This window comes from Billgrantia ethanolica (genome assembly GCF_021404305.1).
Classification (GTDB): domain Bacteria; phylum Pseudomonadota; class Gammaproteobacteria; order Pseudomonadales; family Halomonadaceae; genus Halomonas; species Halomonas ethanolica.
Map to the genome: position 1 here is coordinate 183968 of NZ_JABFTX010000005.1, position 21523 is coordinate 205490.

19 protein-coding genes are annotated in these 21523 nt (G+C 65.8%); 14 read left to right on the forward strand and 5 right to left on the reverse strand.

The genetic code is table 11. The features are described from left to right. Positions 1–102 precede the first annotated feature (102 nt). From HOP53_RS20665 to HOP53_RS20690, 6 genes are all read left to right on the forward strand, one after another. Positions 103–630, forward strand: coding sequence for a retropepsin-like aspartic protease family protein (locus HOP53_RS20665; RefSeq protein WP_234271747.1), 528 nt, complete (start codon positions 103–105; stop codon positions 628–630). 7 nt (positions 631–637) lie between these two features. After that, positions 638–1627: a YihY/virulence factor BrkB family protein gene (locus HOP53_RS20670; RefSeq protein ID WP_234271748.1), complete on the forward strand. Its 990-nt coding sequence runs from the start codon at positions 638–640 to the stop codon at positions 1625–1627. Next, entirely contained in the window at positions 1624–2664 is a 1041-nt protein-coding gene (locus HOP53_RS20675; RefSeq protein WP_234271749.1) for an NAD(P)H-dependent flavin oxidoreductase, read from the forward strand. Before HOP53_RS20670 ends, HOP53_RS20675 begins: the two co-directional genes overlap by 4 nt. Positions 2665–2706: 42 nt before the next feature. Further along, positions 2707–4437, forward strand: coding sequence for a VRR-NUC domain-containing protein (locus HOP53_RS20680; RefSeq protein WP_234271750.1), 1731 nt, complete (start codon positions 2707–2709; stop codon positions 4435–4437). Continuing rightward, positions 4434–6755, forward strand: a complete 2322-nt coding sequence (locus tag HOP53_RS20685) for an ATP-dependent DNA helicase (protein ID WP_234271751.1) — start codon at positions 4434–4436, stop codon at positions 6753–6755. The genes HOP53_RS20680 and HOP53_RS20685 overlap by 4 nt, the downstream gene beginning before the upstream one ends. Positions 6756–6859: 104 nt before the next feature. Then, entirely contained in the window at positions 6860–7039 is a 180-nt protein-coding gene (locus HOP53_RS20690) for a PLDc N-terminal domain-containing protein (RefSeq protein ID WP_010627671.1), read from the forward strand. 39 nt (positions 7040–7078) lie between these two features. Here the strand turns inward: HOP53_RS20690 and HOP53_RS20695 are convergent, their stop codons facing one another. The 3 genes from HOP53_RS20695 to HOP53_RS20705 all read right to left on the reverse strand — a co-directional run bounded on the left by HOP53_RS20695 (position 7079) and on the right by HOP53_RS20705 (position 8219). Next, positions 7079–7285 carry a DUF3565 domain-containing protein gene (locus HOP53_RS20695; protein ID WP_234271752.1) on the reverse strand — a complete coding sequence of 69 codons (207 nt, stop codon included), beginning with the start codon at positions 7283–7285 and terminating at the stop codon, positions 7079–7081. Between the two features lie 26 nt (positions 7286–7311). Continuing rightward, on the reverse strand, positions 7312–7839 hold the full coding sequence (locus HOP53_RS20700; RefSeq protein WP_234271753.1) for a GspH/FimT family pseudopilin: 528 nt from the start codon (positions 7837–7839) through the stop codon (positions 7312–7314). A 116-nt stretch (positions 7840–7955) separates the two neighbouring features. Beyond that, a complete protein-coding gene (locus HOP53_RS20705; protein ID WP_234271754.1) occupies positions 7956–8219 on the reverse strand; it encodes a PP0621 family protein in 264 nt (87 codons plus the stop codon). 95 nt (positions 8220–8314) lie between these two features. On the opposite strand from HOP53_RS20705, the gene HOP53_RS20710 reads away from it, so the two are divergent. Next, entirely contained in the window at positions 8315–9946 is a 1632-nt protein-coding gene (locus HOP53_RS20710) for an NAD+ synthase (protein WP_234271755.1), read from the forward strand. A gap of 76 nt (positions 9947–10022) precedes the next feature. Here HOP53_RS20710 and HOP53_RS20715 read toward each other — a convergent pair whose 3' ends face one another. Beyond that, positions 10023–10844 carry an outer membrane protein assembly factor BamD gene (locus HOP53_RS20715; protein ID WP_234271756.1) on the reverse strand — a complete coding sequence of 274 codons (822 nt, stop codon included), beginning with the start codon at positions 10842–10844 and terminating at the stop codon, positions 10023–10025. Between the two features lie 118 nt (positions 10845–10962). Between HOP53_RS20715 and rluD the strand changes: the two genes are divergently transcribed. From rluD to ilvN, 5 genes are all read left to right on the forward strand, one after another. Beyond that, positions 10963–11922, forward strand: coding sequence for a 23S rRNA pseudouridine(1911/1915/1917) synthase RluD (gene rluD, locus HOP53_RS20720; RefSeq protein WP_234271757.1), 960 nt, complete (start codon positions 10963–10965; stop codon positions 11920–11922). 9 nt (positions 11923–11931) lie between these two features. Next, entirely contained in the window at positions 11932–12687 is a 756-nt protein-coding gene (pgeF, locus tag HOP53_RS20725; protein WP_234271758.1) for a peptidoglycan editing factor PgeF, read from the forward strand. 136 nt (positions 12688–12823) lie between these two features. Then, a complete protein-coding gene (gene clpB / locus HOP53_RS20730) occupies positions 12824–15406 on the forward strand; it encodes an ATP-dependent chaperone ClpB (protein WP_234271759.1) in 2583 nt (860 codons plus the stop codon). A 513-nt stretch (positions 15407–15919) separates the two neighbouring features. Further along, complete coding sequence (locus tag HOP53_RS20735; protein ID WP_234271760.1) at positions 15920–17644, forward strand: acetolactate synthase 3 large subunit; 1725 nt, start codon at positions 15920–15922, stop codon at positions 17642–17644. Continuing rightward, positions 17644–18135 (forward strand): acetolactate synthase small subunit, encoded by a 492-nt coding sequence (gene ilvN / locus HOP53_RS20740; RefSeq protein WP_010627682.1) that lies wholly within the window; start codon positions 17644–17646, stop codon positions 18133–18135. The genes HOP53_RS20735 and ilvN overlap by 1 nt, the downstream gene beginning before the upstream one ends. Positions 18136–18219: 84 nt before the next feature. On the opposite strand, the gene ilvY is transcribed toward ilvN, so the two are convergent. Next, positions 18220–19107, reverse strand: coding sequence for an HTH-type transcriptional activator IlvY (gene ilvY / locus HOP53_RS20745; RefSeq protein ID WP_234271761.1), 888 nt, complete (start codon positions 19105–19107; stop codon positions 18220–18222). A gap of 180 nt (positions 19108–19287) precedes the next feature. Here ilvY and ilvC point away from each other — a divergent pair, with 180 nt between their 5' ends. Both ilvC and pssA read left to right on the forward strand, forming a co-directional pair. Then, on the forward strand, positions 19288–20304 hold the full coding sequence (gene ilvC, locus HOP53_RS20750; RefSeq protein WP_234271762.1) for a ketol-acid reductoisomerase: 1017 nt from the start codon (positions 19288–19290) through the stop codon (positions 20302–20304). A gap of 154 nt (positions 20305–20458) precedes the next feature. After that, positions 20459–21337, forward strand: coding sequence for a CDP-diacylglycerol--serine O-phosphatidyltransferase (pssA, locus tag HOP53_RS20755; protein WP_234271763.1), 879 nt, complete (start codon positions 20459–20461; stop codon positions 21335–21337). Positions 21338–21523 lie beyond the last annotated feature (186 nt).

A 21523-nucleotide genomic window follows, 5' to 3' on the forward strand; every position in this document is an offset into this window, starting at 1 on the left:
CAGTCGTCGAAGCGCAGCCAAGGGAGGCGCAGCGCCGTTCAGTACAGACAGCCAGACCCAAAGTGTCAAAGCGGGCGAAGCCTGCCAATCGGGGGAAAAGACATGAACCGACAGAACGGTTCTATCAGGCGTGCCGGCATGGGCATGATGCTGCTGTTCTGGGTATCGTTCATCGGCGTTGGCAGCTGGTGGTTCCACGGGTTTCTCGAGCAACAGCGCAATCCCAACGCGCACCTGGTCAACGCCGTGACCGGCTCCGACGAGCCAATCGTGCTGGAGCGCAACCGCTCCGGCCACTTCGTCGCCACCGGGCGTATCAACGGCGAGCCGATCGAGTTCCTGCTCGATACCGGTGCCACCTACGTGGCCGTTCCCGCCGAGTTTGCCGAGCGGCTTGGCCTGCAAAGTGCCGGTTCGGCCTGGTTCAACACCGCCAACGGACGTGTTCGCGGGGACCTCACCCGACTCGACGAGGTCAGTCTGGGCGGCTTCACAGCCACTAACGTCAATGGCTCCATCAGCCCCGGGCTCGAGGGCGAGGTGGCGCTGCTGGGGATGAGCTTCCTCAATCGTTTCGACATCGAGATTCGCGATGCCCGCATGATACTGCGCCCGGCGCAGCAGCCCTGAGGATGTCATGGCAAAGGAACTGAGAGGCCGCAAGGCCGGCAAGCCGAACCAGATACCCGCTCCGGGGTGGCTGGACGTGATCTGGCGGGTCAAGGAGCAGCTGGCGGACGACCACGTCAACATGCTGGCAGCCGGCATCGCCTTCTATTCGCTGCTATCGCTGTTTCCCGCCATGGCGGCGGTCATCTCGCTGTGGGCACTGGCCTTCGATCCGGTGGAGCTGGCCGAGCAGATCGCTGAGCTCGGCCGTTTCATGCCGCCCGGTGGAGCTCGCTTGATTACCGAGCAGGCCGAGGAGGTCGGCGCCAATACCGATACTGGACTCAGTCTGACGGCACTGCTCGGTCTGGCGGTGGCGATGTTCGTGGCATCCAAGGGGGTGCGCGGCCTGCTGGTCGGACTCAACGTGGTGTATGGCGAGGAGGAGCGGCGCGGCTTCGTGCATCGCATGCTGGTAGTGGCCACGCTGACTCTCGGGCTGATCGTGATCTCGCTCGGGGCGATCGGTGTCGTTGCGCTATTTCCACTGGTCGTCGGCTGGCTGGCCCTGGAGGGGCCCGTGGTCACCTTGATCAACTGGCTACGCTGGCCGGCCCTGCTGCTGTTGATGATGTTCGTGATCGCGGTGCTCTATCGCTACGGCCCCTATCGCAGCTCGCCGCGCTGGGAGTGGGTCAGCGTGGGCACCCTGGTGGCCACGCTACTGTGGCTGCTTGGCTCAGGCGGTCTGTCGCTCTACGTGAGCCAGTTCGCCAACATGGACGAGCTGTATGGCTCGCTCGGGGCGGTGGTGATCCTGATGCTGTGGTTCTGGCTCTCCTCGTTCGTCGTATTGCTGGGCGCCGAGATCAACGCTGAAATGGAGCGTCAAACCAAGCGCGATACCACCGTGGGCGAACCCCGGCCCATGGGCGAGCGGGGCGCCTATGCCGCCGACACGCTGGGGCCGAGGCGCCCTTGGCAGCGCAACAAGCGACAGCAGGGAGAGGAATCATGAGCCTGACCCGCCAGCTCAGCATCGAGCTTCCCATTCTTCAGGCGCCCATGGCCGGCGTGCAGGGCGCCACGCTGGCAGTGGCCGTGAGCGAGGCGGGGGGGCTTGGCGCCTTGCCCTGCGCCATGCTCACGCCGGAAGCCATGGCGGACAAGCTCCAGCGCATTCGCTCTGCCACCTCGCGGCCCCTCAACGTCAACTTCTTCTGCCATGCGCCGCCGCTGCCGGACGAGGCGCGGCTCACACGCTGGCATCGGCTGCTGGCGCCTTACTATGCCGAGTACGGCCTCGATATCGACAGCGTGCCGGCCGGCGCCGGGCGGCATCCGTTCGATCAGGCGGCGTGCGATGCCCTGGAGCCCTTCCGCCCGGAGGTGGTCAGCTTCCATTTCGGTCTGCCGGAGGCGGCGCTGATCGAGCGGGTCAAGGGCTGGGGAGCCGTGGTGCTCTCGTCCGCCACCACCGTCGAGGAGGCACGCTGGCTCGAGGCCCATGGGGCTGATGCGATCATCGCCCAGGGGCTTGAGGCGGGTGGCCACCGCGGCATGTTCCTCGACGAGGACGTCACCACCCAGCTCGGTACCTTTGCCCTGCTGCCGCAGGTAGTGGCGGCCGTGTCGCTGCCGGTGATAGCCGCCGGGGGGATTGCCGATGCGCGCGGCGTGGCTGCCGCCTTCGCACTGGGGGCATCGGCGGTCCAGGTCGGCACCGCCTTCCTATGCTGCCCCGAGGCTACTACCTCGGCGCTGCATCGCCGTGTGCTGCAGAGCGAGGCCGCGCGTCATACGGCGCTGACCAACCTGTACACGGGGCGCCCCGCGCGGGGCATCATCACCCGGCTGATGCGCGAGCAGGGTCCGCTCAGCGAGGCAGTACCGGCCTTCCCGTTGGCCACCGCCGCCATTGCCCCGCTGCGCAGCGCCGCCGAGGCCGCGGGCAGCGCCGATTTTTCGCCGCTGTGGGCCGGACAGAACGCCAGCAGCTGTCGTGAAGTGCCGGCGGCCGAGGTGGTGCGCGCTCTCGCCGCAGGTTTGAGCTGAGGCAGAGCTGGCGGGCGGCGGTGAGACTGATATCATGGATGCATGAACAGTGTTTCAGGCACCGCTGCGGCCACCGCCTCCCTCGACGACCCCTTCTACTACCTGGCGAACTTCCGCTTCGTCCTGGACTGGGTGGGTACGCATCATGCCGACCTGCTGACCCGGGAGGAGCGTGGTCTTCTCGCCACGTTCGATGCTTTCCCTCGGTCGTCCCAGGCGCTGCTGGTGCGCATGGTGATGCGCAAGGGAGAGCTCTTTCGTACCGGCAGGCTCGTCTATCCCGAGATTGGCGACACCGAGCGCGCCTTGGCGCCGCTGGTGGATGCCGGCTGGGTCGAAGCGGACCCCGAGCTGGGGTTCGCCGAGCTGTTTCGTCTGCTGCGTCTGGCCGAACTGCGCCGGGCGCTGAAGGCGGAGATTGCCGCTGCCGGGCTTGCTCCCGGAGCGAGCAAGACGGCAATCAGCGAGGCGTTGTCGGTGCAAGAGTTCCAGGCGAAGCGCCTGAGCGAATGGTGGTCGGTGGCGAGTGAAGCTCTGGACGGCGAGCGCATCGTGCGGCTAGCGGTGATGCCCTGGTGCGACCGCCTGCGGTTGATGTTCTTTGGCAACCTGCGCCAGGACTGGGCCGAGTTCGTGCTCGCCGAGCTCGGCCTGCAGCGCTTCGAGCGGGTGCCGCTGACGCCCGGCTCCCGCGCCTTCCAGCGTCGCGAAGAAGTCGATGCCTATCTGGCGCTGCACGCGCTGCGCGAGCGCCTGGAGCAGGGCGAGCCGATCGCGGCGCTGATGACCGACTTGCCGAGCGTGCCGGAGGAGAACGCCTGGCTGGCGCAGCGGCGAGGCAGACTGGCGTTCCTGCTGGGCCAGGCAGCCGAACGCAGCGGCCAGCAAGCCCTGGCCCTGCAGCTCTATGCCGAAAGCGGCGAGGGGGCGGGCGGCCAGGTGGAGGCGCGCATACGCCACCTGCGGCTGCTGGAGCGGCTGGGTGAGTATCGCCAGGCCCATGCGCTGGCCAGCCGGGCATGGGCATCGACCGTCGGCGAGCAGGAGCGCCAGGCGCTGGCGCGCCTGCTGCCTAGGCTGTGCCGGCGACTGCAGCTGGCGCCGCCGAGCCGCGAGCCCGACGCTGCCGTTCGGCGTCTCGATCTCTGCCTGCCCATGGCCGGCTCGGTCGGCGTCGAGCGCGCCGCGGCCGAACACCTGAGCCGTCCCGAAGCACCGGTTCATTATGTCGAGAACGCGCTGATCGCCGGCCTGTTCGGCCTGCTCTGCTGGCCGGCACTGTTCGCCCCGCTACCGGGCGCTTTCTTCCACCCCTTTCACATCGGCCCGGCGGATCTCTATCGCGACGACTTCGTCGCGCGTCGGCGCGAGATCTTCGACGCCTGCCTGGCGCGCCTCGACGATGGCAGCCACGGTGAGGCGATATGGCGCGTCTGGCACGAGAAACGCGGCCTGGCGTCCCCCTTCGTCTACTGGGACGCGCTCGACGAGGAGCTGCTGGAGCAGGCCCTGGTCTGTATTCCGGCAACGCACCTGCGGGCCTGCTTCGAGCGCCTGCTCGCCGACCTCAAGACCAACCGCGCGGGACTGCCCGATCTGATTCAGTTCCTGCCCGATGCGGCCAGCGGCGAGCCCCGCTATCGCCTGATCGAAGTGAAGGGGCCCGGCGACCGGCTGCAGGACAACCAGGGGCGCTGGCTGGCGTTCTTCCAGGCCCAGGGCATCGAGGCCGTGGTCTGTCACGTGACCTGGCAGCAAGGCGGAGCGCCATGAGTGCTGCCGCGACGAGTGGCGAAGCGCCGCTCTATCGCGTGGCGGTGCGGGCGCTATGCGACTTCACCGCCCGCGAGGGCGATCTCGACCTCCGCTTCACGCCCTCGCCCAGCGCTCGCGAAGGCATCGCCGGCCATGCCCTGGTGGCAGGGCGACGCGGCAAGCATTTCGAGCGTGAGCTGGCCCTGAGCGGGCATTACCGCGGTCTTGCGGTCAGCGGTCGGGCTGACGGCTTCGACCCGGCGCTGAACCGCCTCGAGGAGATCAAGACCCATCGCGGCGACCTCTCGCGCATGCCCGCCAATCAGCGCGCTCTGCACTGGGCCCAGGTCAAGGTCTACGGGGCGCTGCTGTGCGCCGAGCGGGGGCTCGCTTCGCTGACCCTGGCGCTGGTCTATTTCGATATCGGCAGCGAGCGCGAGACGCTGCTTACCGAGCAGGCCAGCGCCACCGAGCTCACCGCCTTCTTCGAGGCTCAGTGTGAACGCTTCCTGAGTTGGGCAGAGCAGGAGGCGTGCCATCGCCAGACCCGCGATACCGCCCTGGCCGGGCTGAGCTTTCCCCACGCCGAATTTCGCCCCGGGCAGCGCGAGCTGGCCGAGGGCGTCTACAAGGCGGCGGCCACCGGGCGCTGCCTGCTGGCCCAGGCGCCCACGGGCATCGGCAAGACCGTGGCCACGCTGTTCCCGACCCTCAAGGCGATGCCGCGCCAGCAGATCGACCGGCTCGCCTTTCTGACCATGAAGACCCCGGGCCGGCGCCTGGCGCTGGAGGCGCTGGTGCAGCTGGGAGCCGCCGGTGACTGCGGTGAGCGTCAGGAGGAGCGCCTGCCGCTGCGGGTACTGGAACTGACGGCGCGCAGCAAGGCCTGCGAGCACCCGAACAAGGCGTGCCATGGCGAGGCCTGCCCGCTGGCCGCCGGCTTCTACGACAAGCTGCCCGCCGCACGCCAGGCCGCGGCCGAGCGCGGCTGGCTCGACCGCGAAGCGCTGCGCGAGGTGGCCCTCGAGCATGGGGTATGCCCCTACTACCTGGGTCAGGAGCTGGCGCGCTGGAGCGACGTCTGCGTGGGTGACGTCAACCACTACTTCGACGTCTCGGCGCTGCTGCACGGCTTGGCCCAGGCCAACGGCTGGCGTCTGGCGCTGCTGGTTGACGAGGCTCACAACCTGGTGGAGCGAGCCCGGGGGATGTACAGCGGCGAGCTGGATCAGCACGCTTTCGCGACGCTGTACCGCAGTGCCCCGGCGCCGCTGGTGAAGCCCCTCGGCCGGCTGATGCGCCAGTGGCAGGCGCTGGTGCGCGAGCAGGGCGGCGCCGACGAAGGGCAGCGGGGCCGCCCCGCCTACCAAGTACTCGATGACCTGCCCAGCCGCCTGGTCGGCGCGCTGCAGCAGGTGGCGGCGGCGATCGGCGACTATCTGGCCGAGCATCCCGGTGGCGCCGACCCGGTGCTGCAGGAGCGGCTGTTCGATGCCCTCGGCTTCGGCCGTCTGGCCGAGTCGTTCGGCGAGCATTCGCTGTGCGATCTCAGCCGTCATGGCCGTGGGCGCGCGGTGCTGGGGCTGCGCAACCTGGTGCCGGCCGACTTCCTGGCCCCGCGCTTCGCCCAGGCCCACAGCTGCGTGCTGTTCTCGGCCACGCTGTCGCCGGCACACTACCATCGTGACCTGCTGGGGCTGCCGGACGACTGTGTCTGGCAGTCGGTCGCCTCGCCGTTTCGCGGCGACCAGTTGGCGGTACGCATCCCGGGCGGTATCTCGACCCGCCTGCGTGACCGCGGGGCCTCGCTCGGTCCCATCGTCGCCGAGCTGGCCGAACAGTACCGCCAGCGCCCGGGGCTCTATCTGGCCTTTTTCAGCAGCTTCGCCTACCTGCAGGCAGTGACCGAGCGGCTCGAGCAGCTCCACCCCGAACTGCCTCATTGGTGTCAGACCCGCGGTATGCGCGAAGAGGAGCGGGATGCCTTCCTGGCCCGCTTTCGCGCGGGCGGGCAGGGCATCGGCTTCGCGGTGCTGGGTGGGGCCTTCGGCGAGGGTATCGACCTGCCCGGCGAGCGGCTGATCGGCGCCTTCATCGCCACCCTGGGTCTGCCGCCGTTCGATCCCTTCAACGAGACCCTCAAGGCCAGGCTCGAGGCGCGGTTCGGTAACGGCGATGCCTACGCCTATCGCATACCGGGACTGATCAAGGTGATTCAGGCCGCCGGTCGGGTGATTCGCAGCCCCGAGGACCGCGGCACGCTGGTGCTGATGGACGATCGCTTTCGGCGTGCGGAAGTGCGCCGGCTGTTCCCGGATTGGTGGCAGCTCGGCTGAGATGAGTTACCTGATATTACCTGGCGTAACAGTTTCGGATTGTTACCTGTGCCGCTGCGTGCTACTTCTTGAACAACACCGACCGCTGGACAAGGAGATGTCTGATGGGAATCGAAGTAGGCGGCCTTCTGGGCCTGATCTGGCTGATCATCCTGGTCTGGGCCATCGTCAAGGTGGCCAAGAGCCCGGCAGGCCCCATTGCCAAGCTGCTGTGGATCATCGTGCTGCTGCTGTTCCCGCTGGTGGGGCTGATCATCTGGCTGCTGATGGGGCCCAAGGGATAGCGGGCTCGCTGATGAGCGGTGCCATGGGGCGGGGCCGGGTCATGGATCGTCCCGCGGTTCGCCCCGCTCGCATTTCAGACACTCGAGCTCGACGCCGAGGCGCGTACGCCTCCCGGCCTCGCTCATGACCCAGGGGCGCTCTATCCAGGGCGGCTGATGGCGCACGTGCTGGTTGTGGCCACATGCCAGCTCCGCGACCCAGTGTCCTTCGTCGTCCCGGTGGTAACCTACGATGGCTTGACGCATTTTTCTGCTCGTCAGATTTGGCGGGGTCAGCAGTCGATGGCGCTGCCTGCGCGCACTCTGCCGAAATTGCTCAGTACCAGCTCGGTACCCTGCCCATGCCGACCGCAGATGCGGAAGGTGCCGTTGTGGCCCGACGACCGACCCAACTGGGTGAAGCGTACCGGTTTGTCATCCTGACGATAGCTGACGCTGACGCCGCGGCCGTTCTCGAGCACCCTGAGCAGGGCGTCCGGGGCGAAGTCGTTGCCCGACAGCGGGCCGAGCACGATGGCCAGCGGGGCGCTCCAGTCATCCATGCGGCAGCTTTGCCGGTCCGGGCTGGGGCAGACGATGACCGTGCTGCGTCGGGTAATGGCGCTGTTGCGCCCCAGCACGAGTGCCGTGCGCAGGCGGTGCGCTTCGGCGACCACTTCCTGACGAGCGTGCATCGCCTGCAGGCCGGGCACCGCCCATCCCATCAGGATACCGGCCACGACGATGACGACCAGCAGTTCGATCAGGGTCAGACCACGTTGGCGTGGGGCGATGAAAGCCGTGGCGCGAGCCGAATCCATGGCGCTCTCCAGAGTGGTGTCCTCGCATGAGACCTCCACTCTAGTCGAGCTGCGCAGAGCGTCTATCAGTCATCGCCGATGGAGCCTGTAGGCGATTGCCGCTACGGCCTGACAGCTTACTCCTCGGGGCGCTGCTCCTGCAGGTAACGGTCGCGATGGGCACTGCTGCAGAACCATTCGCCCTGCTCGCGCAGTGCTTCGTTCTCCGGCACGTGTACCTGGCACCAGCTGCAGCGCACCATCTGGTTGCCTTCCTGGTGCGATGCATCCTCCAATTGCCCTTCGCGGTCGAGCTTCCACTCGCGGTACATGCGATAGAGTTTGAGGCCGGCGAAGAACAGCACGGCGAAGATGATCAGGCGAATGAGCAATAGGTTCATCCTTTTCTGGCTCCCTTCTGGGTTGGCGGCTTTGCCAGCCGGACGCCCTTGCGGGACAATGTCATGACATCGATTCTCAAGAGATTCCTACGCCCATGCAAGACTTGACGCTGGTGATGGCGCAGCTGGACCCGCTGGTGGGTGACATTCCCGGCAACGCCGAGCGTGCCATCGAGGCCGTTCGCGAGGCACGCATCGAGCACGGTGCCGACATCGTGGTGTTTCCCGAGCTGTTCCTGAGCGGCTATCCGCCCGAGGATCTGCTGCTGCGTCCTTCCATGGAGACCCGCCTGCGCGAGGCGCGTTCGCGCATGGCGGCCAAGATGTCCCGCGACGTGCTGGTGATCATCGGCTATCCCGGCCGCCGCGAGGGGCTCGGCTACAACCTGGCCGGGCTGCTCTACAACGGGGAGTGGATCGGCGAATACGCCAAGCAGGTGCTGCCCAACTATCAGGTCTTCGACGAGCGGCGCTACTTCGCCACCGGCGAGCAGAGCCTGGTACTGGAGCACAAGGGGGCCAAGCTCGGCGTGCTGATCTGCGAGGATCTGTGGGACGGTGCGCCGGTGCGGGCCGCACGCGATGCCGGCGCCGATATCGTCGTCACGCTGAATGCCTCGCCCTACCACCAGGACAAGCCGGCCGAACGCCTGCGCCTGCTCGAGCAGCGTGCCGCCGAGGTGTCGCTGCCGCTGGTCTACGTCAACACCATCGGCGGCCAGGACGAGCTGGTGTTCGACGGCGGCTCGGCCTGCGTCGATGCCGGTGGCCAGGTACGGGTCGTGGCACCCTACTGGCAGGCGGGGCTGATGCCGGTGCAGTTCGTGCAGGAGAATGGCGCCTGGGCACCGGTGGAGGGCGAGATCGAGCCCCTCGAGGAGCCCGAGGAGAGTCTCTACTGTGCGCTGGTCAGCGGCGTGCGCGATTACGTCAACAAGAGCGGCTTCGAAGGCGTGGTGCTGGGGCTTTCCGGCGGCATCGACTCGGCCCTTACCCTGGCCATCGCCGTGGATGCGCTGGGGCCGCAGCGGGTGCACGCGGTGATGATGCCCTACCGCTATACCGCCGACATGTCTCAGGAGGACGCTGCCGAGCAGGCCCGGGTGCTCGGCGTGCACTACGAGGTGCTGCCGATAGAGCCGATGGTCGACGCCTTCATGACTACGCTGGCCGACACCTTCGCCGGCACCGAGCGCGATACCACCGAGGAGAACCTGCAGTCGCGCTGTCGCGGCGTGCTGCTGATGGCGATCTCCAACAAGAAGGGCCTGATGGTGCTGACCACCGGCAACAAGAGCGAGATGGCGGTGGGCTACGCCACGCTCTACGGCGACATGGTGGGCGGTTTCAATGCGCTCAAGGACGTCTACAAGACCTGGGTCTATCGACTGGCCCGCTGGCGCAACGCGCAGGAGCCGGCGATTCCCGAGCGGGTGATCACCCGGCCGCCCTCGGCCGAGCTGGCGCCGGGGCAGCAGGACACCGACTCGCTGCCCGACTACGATACGCTGGATGCCATTCTCATGCGCTACATCGAGGGCGACATGAGCGCCGAGGCGATCATCGAGGCCGGCTTCGAACGCGACGACGTCTATCAGGTGGTCAAGCTGGTCGATCGCAACGAGTACAAGCGGCGCCAGGCGCCGGTGGGCGTGCGGGTGACTCCGCGCGGCTTCGGGCGCGACCGCCGTTATCCCATCGTCAACGGCTGGCAGCCCGGCGACTGACCGAGCCAAAGCGCCCAACGCAAGAACCCGCGAGCAAGCTCGCGGGTTCTTGGTTTTCAGCCGGGGGCTGACGGACTCAAGCGGAGAGCGACTGGGCCCGCACGTGCTGCGGCTGGAAGGTACGGCCCCGCAGGCGCTCGTTACCGGGATCGTTCTGAATCAACACCTGCAGCACTTCGCGGGCGCGGTCGCGCATGTCGAGCCCCAGGTAGCCCTCGACCATCACGGCCAGCGCATCGCGGGTGGCCTCGGCTTCCGGGTAGTTCTCGATGACCCAGCGGCCACGCTCCACGGCGGCCAGATAGGCGCCCTTGCGCAGGTAGAAGTCCGCTACGTGCAGCTCGTGACGGGCCAGCACGTTGCGCAGGTAGACGATGCGCTGTTCGGCGTCGGGCGCGTATTCGCTGGCCGGGTAGCGCGATACCAGCTCGCGGAAGTCGGAGTAGGCGTCGCGCGAGGCACCCAGGTCGCGCTTGGAGATGTCGATCAGACGCAGGCGCTCGAGGCTGAAGCGGCCCGCCTGCCAGGAAGACAGCCCGCGCATGTAGAGCGCATAGTCAGCCTGCGGATGAGTGGGGTGCAGACGGATGAAGCGGCTGGCGGCGGCGCGGGCGGCTTCCCAGTCCTGGGTCTGGTAGTAGGCGTAGATCAACTCGAGCTGAGCCTGTTCGGCATGACGTCCGAAGGGATAGCGCGTATCGATGGCCTCGAGGCGCGTAATGGCGGTGGTGTAGCGGCCGCCTTCGAGCGCGTCGCGCGCCTCGTCGTAGAGCTGCTGTTCGGCGACGCCTTCGAATTCGTCCTGTTCTTCCGTGCCAGACCTGCCGGCACAGCCCGTGATCAGGGCGGCGGCCAGAAGCAGGGCGACAAGGCGTGTGGCGATGGGGGAAACGCGCATCGTGATCCTCGTATCTAACAACTCGTGTCGGCCATGGTAGAATTGGCCATAACCCGTCCACTATAAAGCACCTCGCGTCAAAACGCAGTCCGAGGATGCTCTTCAACGACAGTCCATCATGCCCCAGACCGTGGAAGCCCAGCAGCGTGTGCCCATCTCCCTGGCCGGCAGCCGCCTCGACCAGGCCGCTGCCGAACTCTTTGCCGACCATTCCCGCGAGCGGCTCAAGGGCTGGATCAAGGCGGGCGCACTCACCGTGGACGGCCGGCCGGGCAAGCCCAAGGACAAGATGGCCGGCGGCGAGTGGCTCGAGCTGGTGGCCACGCTCGAGGAGCAGACTCGCTTTGAGGCTGAGGACATCCCCCTCGACATCGTCCACGAGGACGATGAGGTGCTGATCATCGACAAGCCGGCCGGCCTGGTAGTTCACCCGGCCGCCGGCAATCCCGACGGCACCCTGCTCAATGCCCTGCTGCATCACTGTCCTAGTCTTGCCGCCGTGCCGCGTGCCGGTATCGTGCACCGGCTGGACAAGGACACCACCGGTCTGATGGTGGTGGCCAAGACCCTGGCGGCCCAGACCGCCCTGGTGGAGCAGTTGCAGGCTCGCACCATGTCACGCGAATACGATGCGGTCTGCGTCGGCGTGATGACCTCCGGTGGCACCGTGGACGCTCCCATCGGCCGCCACCCCAAGGATCGCAAGCGCCAGGCGGTTCACCCCAGCGGCAAGCCGGCGGTGACCCACTACCGGGTGGTCGAGCGTTTCCGCACCCACACCCACGTGCGCTGTCGACTCGAGACCGGGCGCACCCACCAGATCCGTGTGCACCTGGCTCATCGGCGCTTCCCGCTGGTGGGCGATCCGGTATACGGTGGACGCCTCAAGCTGCCGGCCGCAGCCAGCGATGAGCTCAAGACGCTGCTGCGGGAGTTCCCCCGGCAGGCACTGCATGCCCGCAAGCTGGCCTTTCTGCATCCTGCCAGCGGTGAAACAGTTGAGTTTCGGGCGCCGCTGCCCGACGATCTGCTGCTGTTGATCGACTATCTGCGTGACGACCACGAGGTCATGCGCTGAGGAGCCCGGATGAGCGATGCCCCCCACCTGCAGCCGACCCTGATCGTGCCCGACTGGCCGGCGCCGGCCAGTGTCGGAGCTTTCGTCACGACCCGCGAGAGCGGCCCCAGTCAGGGGGAGTTCGCCTGTTTCAATCCGGGCGATCAGGTGGGCGACAATCCGGCTCACGTGGCGCTGTGTCGTCGCTTGCTGGCCGATGAGATCGACGACGAGCGGCCGCTGCTGTGGCTTCGGCAGGTGCATGGTGCACGGGTGCAGTCGAGCTACAGCGACAGCGTACCCGAGGCGGATGCCTCGGTGGCCTTCGATCGCGGCTACGCCTGCGTGGTGCTCACCGCCGATTGCCTGCCGGTGTTCTTCTGCGACCGCATGGGAACTCGGGTGGGGGTGGCCCACGCCGGCTGGCGCGGCCTGGCCGGCGGCGTGCTCGAGGCGGCGGTGGCTGCGCTCGGCGTACCCTCGGAAGAGATCATGGTCTGGCTGGGGCCGGCGATCTCCAATGCCCAGTTCGAAGTCGGCCCCGAGGTGCAGCGGGCGTTCGTCGGCATCCATCCCGAAGCGGCAGCGGCGTTCGATCCCAGCCCCTATCGCCTGGGCCATTACATGGCCGACCTCTACAAGCTCGCCCGCCTGCGCCTGGAGCGGCTGGGGGTCGCCCATATCAGCGGCGGTCACTTCTGCACCGCTTGCGAATCCCGTTTCTACTCCTACCGCCGCGACAACGGCAAGACCGGACGCATGGCCAGCGTGATCTGGCTACGCTGATCCAGATCAAGCACGGTTCGCTTTCCCTGGTCGGCGACTTGAAAGCCGGCCACGCTGACTCCATTGAATCTGTCACCGATACGACAGGGCCAAGCGGTGCGTCCGAACGCGCCGCCACCCCGATGGAGGAAAGCGAATGCGTTTCGACAAGTTCACCGCCAAGCTGCAGAACGCCGTGGCCGACGCCCAGTCGCTGGCCGTCGGCCGTGGGCACAATCAGCTCGAGCCCGGCCATCTGCTGCTGGCGCTGCTCGATGCCCGCGACACCGGCATCAAGGCACTGATCCAGAAGGCCGGCGGCGATGCCGCACGGCTGCGTGACGCCCTGACCGGGCATCTCGACGACCTGCCCAAGGTTTCCCAGTTCACCGGCGAGGTGCAGCCCTCGCGGGACCTGATCAAGCTGTTCAACCTCACCGACCGCGAGGCGCAGAAGCGCGGCGATCAATACATCGCCAGCGAGCTGGTGCTGCTCGCCGCGCTGGAGCTGAACCATGCGGTGACCAAACTGCTGACCCAGGCCGGCGTGACCCGCAAGGCGCTGGAGCAGGCCGTCGACAGCGTGCGTGGCGGCGAGCGGGTCGACGATCCCAACGCCGAGGAGAGCCGCGAGGCGCTGGAGAAGTACACCCTCGACCTCACCGCGCGTGCCGCCGATGGCAAGCTCGACCCGGTGATCGGCCGCGACGACGAGATCCGCCGCACCATCCAGGTGCTTCAGCGGCGCACCAAGAACAACCCGGTGCTGATCGGCGAGCCCGGCGTGGGCAAGACCGCTATCGTCGAGGGGCTGGCCCAGCGTATCGTCAACGGCGAGGTGCCGGAGGGCCTCAAGGACAAGCGTGTGCTGTCGCTGGACATGGGCTCGCTGCTGGCGGGGGCCAAGTTCCGCGGTGAATTCGAGGAGCGCCTGAAATCGGTGCTCAAGGAGCTGGCCCAGGAAGAGGGTCGGGTAATTCTGTTCATTGACGAGCTGCACACCATGGTCGGTGCCGGCAAGGCCGAGGGGGCGATGGATGCCGGCAACATGCTCAAGCCGGCGCTGGCCCGTGGCGAGCTGCACTGCGTGGGTGCCACCACTCTCGACGAGTACCGCAAGTACATCGAAAAGGATGCCGCTCTGGAGCGGCGCTTCCAGAAGGTACTGGTCGATGAGCCCAGCGAAGAGGATACCGTGGCGATCCTGCGCGGGCTCAAGGAGCGCTACGAGGTGCACCACAATGTCGACATCACCGACGGTGCCATCATCGCCGCGGCCAAGCTCTCGACCCGCTACATTACCGACCGGCAGCTGCCCGACAAGGCCATCGACCTGATCGACGAGGCCTCGTCGCGCATCCGCATGGAGCTCGACTCCAAACCCGAGGAAATGGATCGCCTCGACCGCCGCTTGATCCAGCTCAAGATGGAGCGCGAGCATCTCAAGAAGGAGACCGACGAAGCCTCGAAGAAGCGTCTCGAAAGCCTGCAGGAACAGATCGACGAACTCGAGCGCGAGTACGCCGACCTCGACGAGATATGGAAGGCCGAGAAGGCCAGCATCCAGGGGGCGGGGCAGTTCAAGGAGGAGCTCGAAAAAGCCAAGATCGAGCTGGAGCAGGCCCGTCGTCAGGGCGATCTCGGTCGCATGTCGGAGCTGCAGTACGGCGTGATCCCCGAGCTGGAGAAGAAGATCGCCGAGTCGAGCGAAGCCGAGACCGACACTTCGAAGCACAAGCTGCTGCGCTCCAATGTCACCGAAGAGGAGATCGCCGAAGTGGTGTCGCGCTGGACCGGCATTCCGGTGGCCAAGATGCTCGAGGGCGAGCGCGACAAGCTGCTGCGCATGGAGGAGGCGCTGCATCAGCGCGTGATCGGCCAGGAGGAGGCGGTCACCGCGGTGGCCAACGCCGTGCGTCGCTCCCGTGCCGGGCTCGCCGATCCCAACCGACCCAACGGTTCGTTCCTGTTCCTCGGCCCCACCGGGGTGGGCAAGACCGAGCTGTGCAAGGCGCTGGCCAGCTTCCTGTTCGACACCGAAGAGGCCATGGTGCGTATCGACATGTCGGAGTTCATGGAGAAGCACTCCGTGGCGCGTCTGATCGGTGCGCCCCCCGGCTACGTCGGCTACGAGGAGGGCGGTTATCTGACCGAGGCGGTGCGTCGCAAGCCCTACTCGGTGCTGCTGCTCGACGAGGTGGAGAAGGCCCATCCCGACGTCTTCAACATCCTGCTGCAGGTGCTGGAGGACGGACGCCTCACCGACGGCCAGGGCCGCACGGTGGACTTCCGCAACACCGTGATCGTGATGACCTCCAACATGGGGTCGGACATCATCCAGCGTCTTGGCGGCGACGACACCAAGTACGAGGAGATGAAGCAGGCGGTGATGGACGTGGTGGGCATGCACTTCCGTCCCGAGCTGATCAACCGCATCGACGAGGTCGTGGTGTTCCACGCTCTGCGTCAGACGCAGATCGAAGCGATTGCCGGCATTCAGCTCGACAGGCTGCGGGCACGTCTGGCCGAGCACGATCTCGGCCTCGAGGTCAGCGAGGAGGCCATGGCCCAGCTCGCCCTGGCAGGCTTCGATCCGGTATTCGGTGCGCGGCCGCTCAAGCGGGCGATCCAGAGCCGTATCGAGAACCCGCTGGCACAGGATCTGCTGGCCGGCCGCTTCGCGCCCGGCGACACCATTCGCGTCGAGGTTGAAGAGGAAAAGCTGGTGTTTCACCGCTGATACATAACGTTACGTATTGGCCGCTGCTCGATCCGGCAAACGACTACACTGTTTATAGGTTGCGTCCTGTAACCCCCTTGCCCGCCCGCACTCGCCGGCGGGTTTTTTTATCCCACCGGTGCTTGCATGGCGGCTCACGGTTGACACTACCGCAAGGCTGTTGGAATCTTGAGCGTTCCTGATTTGCGGGCGCGGATTTCAGCGGGCAACCCCCCATCCCCGCGCGAAGGGTAGGCCACACTGGCCTTTACCCGCCGAAGGACTACCGGATGCGGCCAACCGCCGCTTCTGGCCAATGCCCCGACGCGGCGATCCGCCGTGATGGGAATGCCCGGCTACCGCGAGCGCGGTCGTCGTAGTGCGTTCCCGATGAGAGTGCAGGCCCCAACAGGGCTAAATGCCAGGGTTTGGCATCAGGTGTCGGCTCGGCCGACAGCGGCATACCGCCGCACTCGAACCCGTGCCCATCAACGGGCGCGGATCGCACTCGAGACCTCCAGGGGAGATACACAAGTGGAATTGCTTTCCGGCGCGGATATGATCGCCCGATTCCTGCAGGATGAAGGCGTCGAATACATCTATGGCTATCCGGGCGGCGCAGCGCTGCACATCTACGACGCACTGTTCCGTCAGGACAAGGTCAAGCACATCCTGGTACGCCACGAACAGGCGGCCACCCATGCCGCCGACGGCTATGCCCGGGCCTCCGGCAAGCCCGGCGTGGTGCTGGTCACCTCCGGCCCCGGTGCCACCAACGCCGTCACCGGCATCGCTACCGCCTACATGGACTCGATACCCATGGTGGTGCTGTGCGGGCAGGTGATGAGCCACCTGATCGGCGATGACGCCTTCCAGGAGACCGACATCATCGGCGTGACGCGGCCGATCGTGAAGCATAGCTTCTCGATCAAGCATCCGACCGAGATTCCCGAAGTGCTGAAGAAGGCCTTCTATCTGGCCGCGACGGGTCGGCCCGGCCCGGTGGTGGTGGACATACCCAAGGACATGACCGCTCCCACCGAGCGCTATGAGTACGTCTATCCGAAGAAGGTCAAGCTGCGCTCCTACAACCCGGTGGCGCGGGGCCATACCGGTCAGATCAAGAAGGCCGTGGAGATGATGCTCAAGGCCAAGCGCCCGGTCTTCTACACCGGCGGCGGGGTCATCACCGGGCGTGCCTGCGAAGGACTCACCGATCTGGTCAAGCGGCTCGGCTACCCCATCACCACCACACTGATGGGTATCGGCGCCTATCCGCAGAGCGACAGGCAGTGCCTGGGCTGGCTCGGCATGCACGGCTCCTACGAGTCGAACATGGCCATGCACCATGCCGACCTGATCATCGCCATCGGCGCGCGCTTCGACGACCGGGTGACCAACAACACCTCCAAGTTCTGTCCCACGGCCAAGATCATCCATGTCGACATCGACCCCAGCTCCGTCTCAAAGACGGTGCGCGCCGACGTGCCCATCGTGGGGCCGGCGGCCAGCGTCATCGACGAGATGATCAGTCTGGTGCAGGGCAAGGAGATCGCTCACCCCGAGGCGCTGACCGAGTGGTGGCAGAAGATCGACGGCTGGCGCGAGGAGCGCCGCGGCAAGCTCTACGAGCCCTCGAAGCCCGGCGAGCAGCTCAAGCCTCAGGAGGTGATCGAGGCGCTGTGCGAAATCACTCGCGGTGAGGCCTATGTGACCACCGACGTGGGCCAGCATCAGATGTTCGCGGCCCAGTACTACAAGTTCGATAAGCCCAACCGCTTCATCACCTCGGGCGGGCTCGGCACCATGGGCTTCGGCTTCCCGGCGGCCATGGGCATCAAGCAGAACTTCCCGGACGAGCAGGTCATCTGTGTCACCGGCGAGGGTAGTTTCCAGATGATGATGCAGGAGCTCTCCACCTGTAAGCAGTTCGGTGGTGGGGTCAAGATCATCAACCTGAACAACGCCTCGCTGGGCATGGTGCGCCAGTGGCAGGACCTCAACTACAAGTCCCGCCATGCCCACTCCTACATGGAGTCGCTGCCCGATTTCGCCAAGCTGATCGAGGCCTATGGCTTCACGGCGTTGCGGGTGGAGACGATGGACGAGCTGCGCCCGGCGCTGGAACGCACCTTTGCCGACAAGCACGAGCTGGTGTTCGTCGATGTCATCGTCGACCCGCGCGAGCACGTTTATCCGATGCAGGTGCCCCTCGGCTCCATGCGTGACATGCTGCTTTCCAAGACGGAGCGGACCTGATGCGCCATATCATCTCGATTCTCATGGAAAACGAACCGGGCGCACTGTCTCGCGTGGTAGGGCTGTTCTCGCAGCGCAACTTCAACATCGAGACGCTCAACGTGGCGCCCACCGAGGATCCGTCGCTGTCGCGGCTGACCGTGACTACCGTCGGTGACGACCGGGTGATCGAGCAGATCACCAAGCACCTCAACAAGCTGATCGACGTGATCAAGCTGGTCGACCTCACCGAGGGCAACCATATCGAGCGCGAGCTGATGCTGGTGAAGGTCAAGGCGCTGGGAGCGGCCCGCGACGAGGTCAAGCGGACCGTCGACATCTTCCGCGCGCAGATCGTCGACGTCACCCCGAGCCTCTACACGGTGCAGATCACCGGCGATGCGCCCAAGCTCGATGCGTTCCTGCAGGCCATGGGGCCGGTTGGGATTCTCGAAGTGGCGCGGACCGGGGTGTCGGGCATCGCCCGCGGCGATAAAGTGCTTTCGCTCTGAGTTACGACTGCGTTCGTGACGTAAATCTACCTTCTGCAGTATGTCTAGCCGCCCTACGGGGCGGCTTTTTGTTGGCTGGCTCTGTCAGCGCTCCTCGACCTCGTCCCACAACGCCTGGATCAGCGGGCTCTTCAACTGGCGGTGGAGAACGCAAAGCCCGACATCATAATGGGGCAGCTCGGGTTTGACCGGCAGTACCCGCACCCGCTGGGCCAGGGGGCTATTGTCGAGCACGATTCGCGGCACCACGCCGATGCCGAAGCCGAGCCCCACCATGCTGACGATCGCCTCGTGACCGGCTACCTGAGCGTAGATGCTGGGCGGCACGCCCAAGGCGCGAAACCAGGTGTCCGCATATTCCCGTGACAGTCCTGCCTCGGAGAGAATCATCGGCACGTTGCGCCACTGTTCGATGGAGGGAGAGTCGGGCGTGGCGGGAATCCACTCGGCCTGGGCCATCGGGGCAATGAACACCAGCGGCGAGCGGGTCAGTGACTTGAAGGCCAGGCCGGCCGGCATGCTGCGGGGCCGCGGTGTGATGGCCATATCCTCCTCTCCGGCCAGCACCCGGCCCATCGACTCCGCCGGATCGCCGGTATGCAGCTTGAGTTCGATGCGCGGGTGGCGCTGACGGACGTCGCTGAGCAGGTCGTAGAGGAAGCTGTAGCTGGCGGTGACCGAGCAGTAAATGCTGATTTCTCCGGCAAGCTCGCCGGCCTGGCTGCCCAGGGCGTGGCGCAGCAGCTCCCATTGGTGCAACGCCTCACGGGCGTATTGCTGAAAGCGTTGGCCCTGACGGGTCAGGGCGACGTGCCGGTTGTCGCGCACGAACAGCGGCGCATCGAGGGTCTCTTCGAGCTGGCGGATCGTCCGTGAGAGCGTCGAAGGGCTGACGTGACAAAGCTCGCTGGCACGACTGAAGTGCAGCGTATCTGCCAGAGCGAGAAACTGCTTGAGGGGGCGCATATCCATCGAGCCATTATTGCATAAATTGGCATGTCGTGTTGCAAATATCGCGTTTTACGCAACGTGCGTGCGGCGTTATGGTAGCCACATCGAAAGAGCCGACTCCCAGCGCCGCGACAGACGGCGCGGGTGGCCGTCAACGCTGACACGACACTTCGCCAACCTTCACTTTCAGGAGCAATACACATGCACGTCTACTACGACAAGGACTGCGACCTCGCCCTCATCCAGGGCAAGAAGGTCACCATCGTGGGTTACGGTTCCCAGGGCCATGCCCATGCCAACAACCTCAAGGAGTCCGGTGTCGACGTCACCGTCGCGCTGCGCCCGGGTTCGTCCTCCGCGGCCAAGGCCGAAGGGGCCGGCCTCAAGGTTGCCAGCGTCGAAGAAGCGTGCAAGGCGGCCGACGTGGTGATGGTGCTGGCGCCTGACGAAAATCAGAAGGCGATCTACGAGAACCAGATCGAGCCGAACCTGAAGCAGGGCGCCACCCTGGCCTTCGCCCACGGCTTCAACATCCACTACAACCAGATCGAGCCGCGCAAGGATCTCGACGTGATCATGGTCGCGCCCAAGGCGCCGGGTCACACCGTTCGCTCCGAGTTCGTCAAGGGCGGCGGTATTCCCGACCTGATCGCCATCCATCAGGATGCTTCCGGCAAGGCCAAAGAGCTCGCGCTCTCCTATGCCGCAGCTATTGGCGGCGGTCGGAGCGGCATCATCGAGACCACCTTCAAGGACGAGACCGAAACCGACCTGTTCGGTGAACAAGCCGTTCTCTGCGGCGGCGCGGTCGAGCTGGTCAAGGCCGGCTTCGAAACCCTTACCGAAGCGGGCTACGCTCCGGAGATGGCCTACTTCGAGTGTCTGCACGAGCTCAAGCTGATTGTCGACCTGATGTACGAAGGCGGCATCGCCAACATGAACTACTCCATCTCCAACAACGCGGAGTATGGCGAGTACGTGACCGGCCCCGAGGTGATCAACGAGCAGTCCCGTCAGGCCATGCGCAACGCACTCAAGCGCATCCAGACCGGCGAGTACGCCAAGATGTTCATCCAGGAAGGCAACACCAACTACCCCTCGATGACTGCCCGTCGTCGCCTCAATGCCGAGCATGAGATCGAGCAGGTGGGTGCCAAGCTGCGTGGCATGATGCCGTGGATCGCGGCCAACCAGCTGGTGGACAAGTCCAAGAACTGATTGTCCGTCTGGCGCATGTGTTGCACCCAAGGGCGCGGATTTTCCGCGCCCTTGGCGTTCTGGTGGCCCGCATGTGCACTGTCCGCTGCGATATCTCGGTGTAGAATGTGAACAATACCTTCGGGTGAACCCATTCTGGCAACGGACGAGACGAATGAGTCAGGAGCCCCGCAACACCGAGCACGACAATTCCCGCGACGCCCCGGAGCCTTGCCCCACTGAGGGCAAGAGGGAGCCACCGGCCGAAGAGGATCTGGCCGCCGCCTTCGTGCGTGAGACGGAGGTGATCGAAGAGTCGATCGAGAATGGCAAGAAGGTGCGGCGCAAGGGCATCTATCTGCTGCCCAACCTCTTCACCACATCAGCTCTATTCGCCGGCTTCTTCTCGGTGGTGGCGGGTATCAACGGGGACTTCACCGCCGCTGCCGTGGCCATCTTCATTGCCATGGTGCTGGATGGGCTGGACGGCCGGGTGGCTCGCCTGACCAATACCCAGAGCGCTTTCGGCGCCGAGTACGACAGCCTCTCCGACATGCTCTCCTTCGGCGTGGCGCCGGCATTGGTGGCGTTCACCTGGATACTCCAGGACATCGGCAAGACCGGCTGGGTGGTGGCGTTTCTCTACGTCGCCTGCGCGGCGCTGCGGCTGGCTCGCTTCAACGTCCAGCTCGGTAGCGTCGACAAGAAGTGGTTCATTGGCCTCCCTAGTCCTTCGGCGGCAGCCTTCGTGGCGGCCAGCGTCTGGACCTTCCACAGCTTCGATGCCGAGGCCTTCGGCTTCAAGCTGCTGATGCTGTTCGTGGTGGCAACCGCCGGTATCCTGATGGTCAGCAATATTCGCTATTACAGCTTCAAGGAGATCGATCTCAAGGGACCGGTGCCTTTCGTGGTGCTGCTGGCCATCGTGCTCGGCTTCGTGGTGATCTCGGTCGAGCCTTCGGTGATGCTGCTGCTGCTGTTTGGCGCCTACGTGGCGTCCGGCCCGACGCTTGCCGCCATGCGCAAGATGAAACACTCACCGCCCTCGAGCTGAGTGGCTGCGTGATCTTCGACGCCCGCCCCGTGCGGGCGTCGTCGTCTTCCCTTCTAGCGAAAAACCATCCACAGCCGCTCGCCTGCGAGCGGCTGTGGATAAGCCGCTGTGTTGCGCCCCTGAAATTTTTTTACAGCCGCCCCTTGCGGGGCTCGGGGGAAAGCCGTAAAGTACGCATCCGCTGCC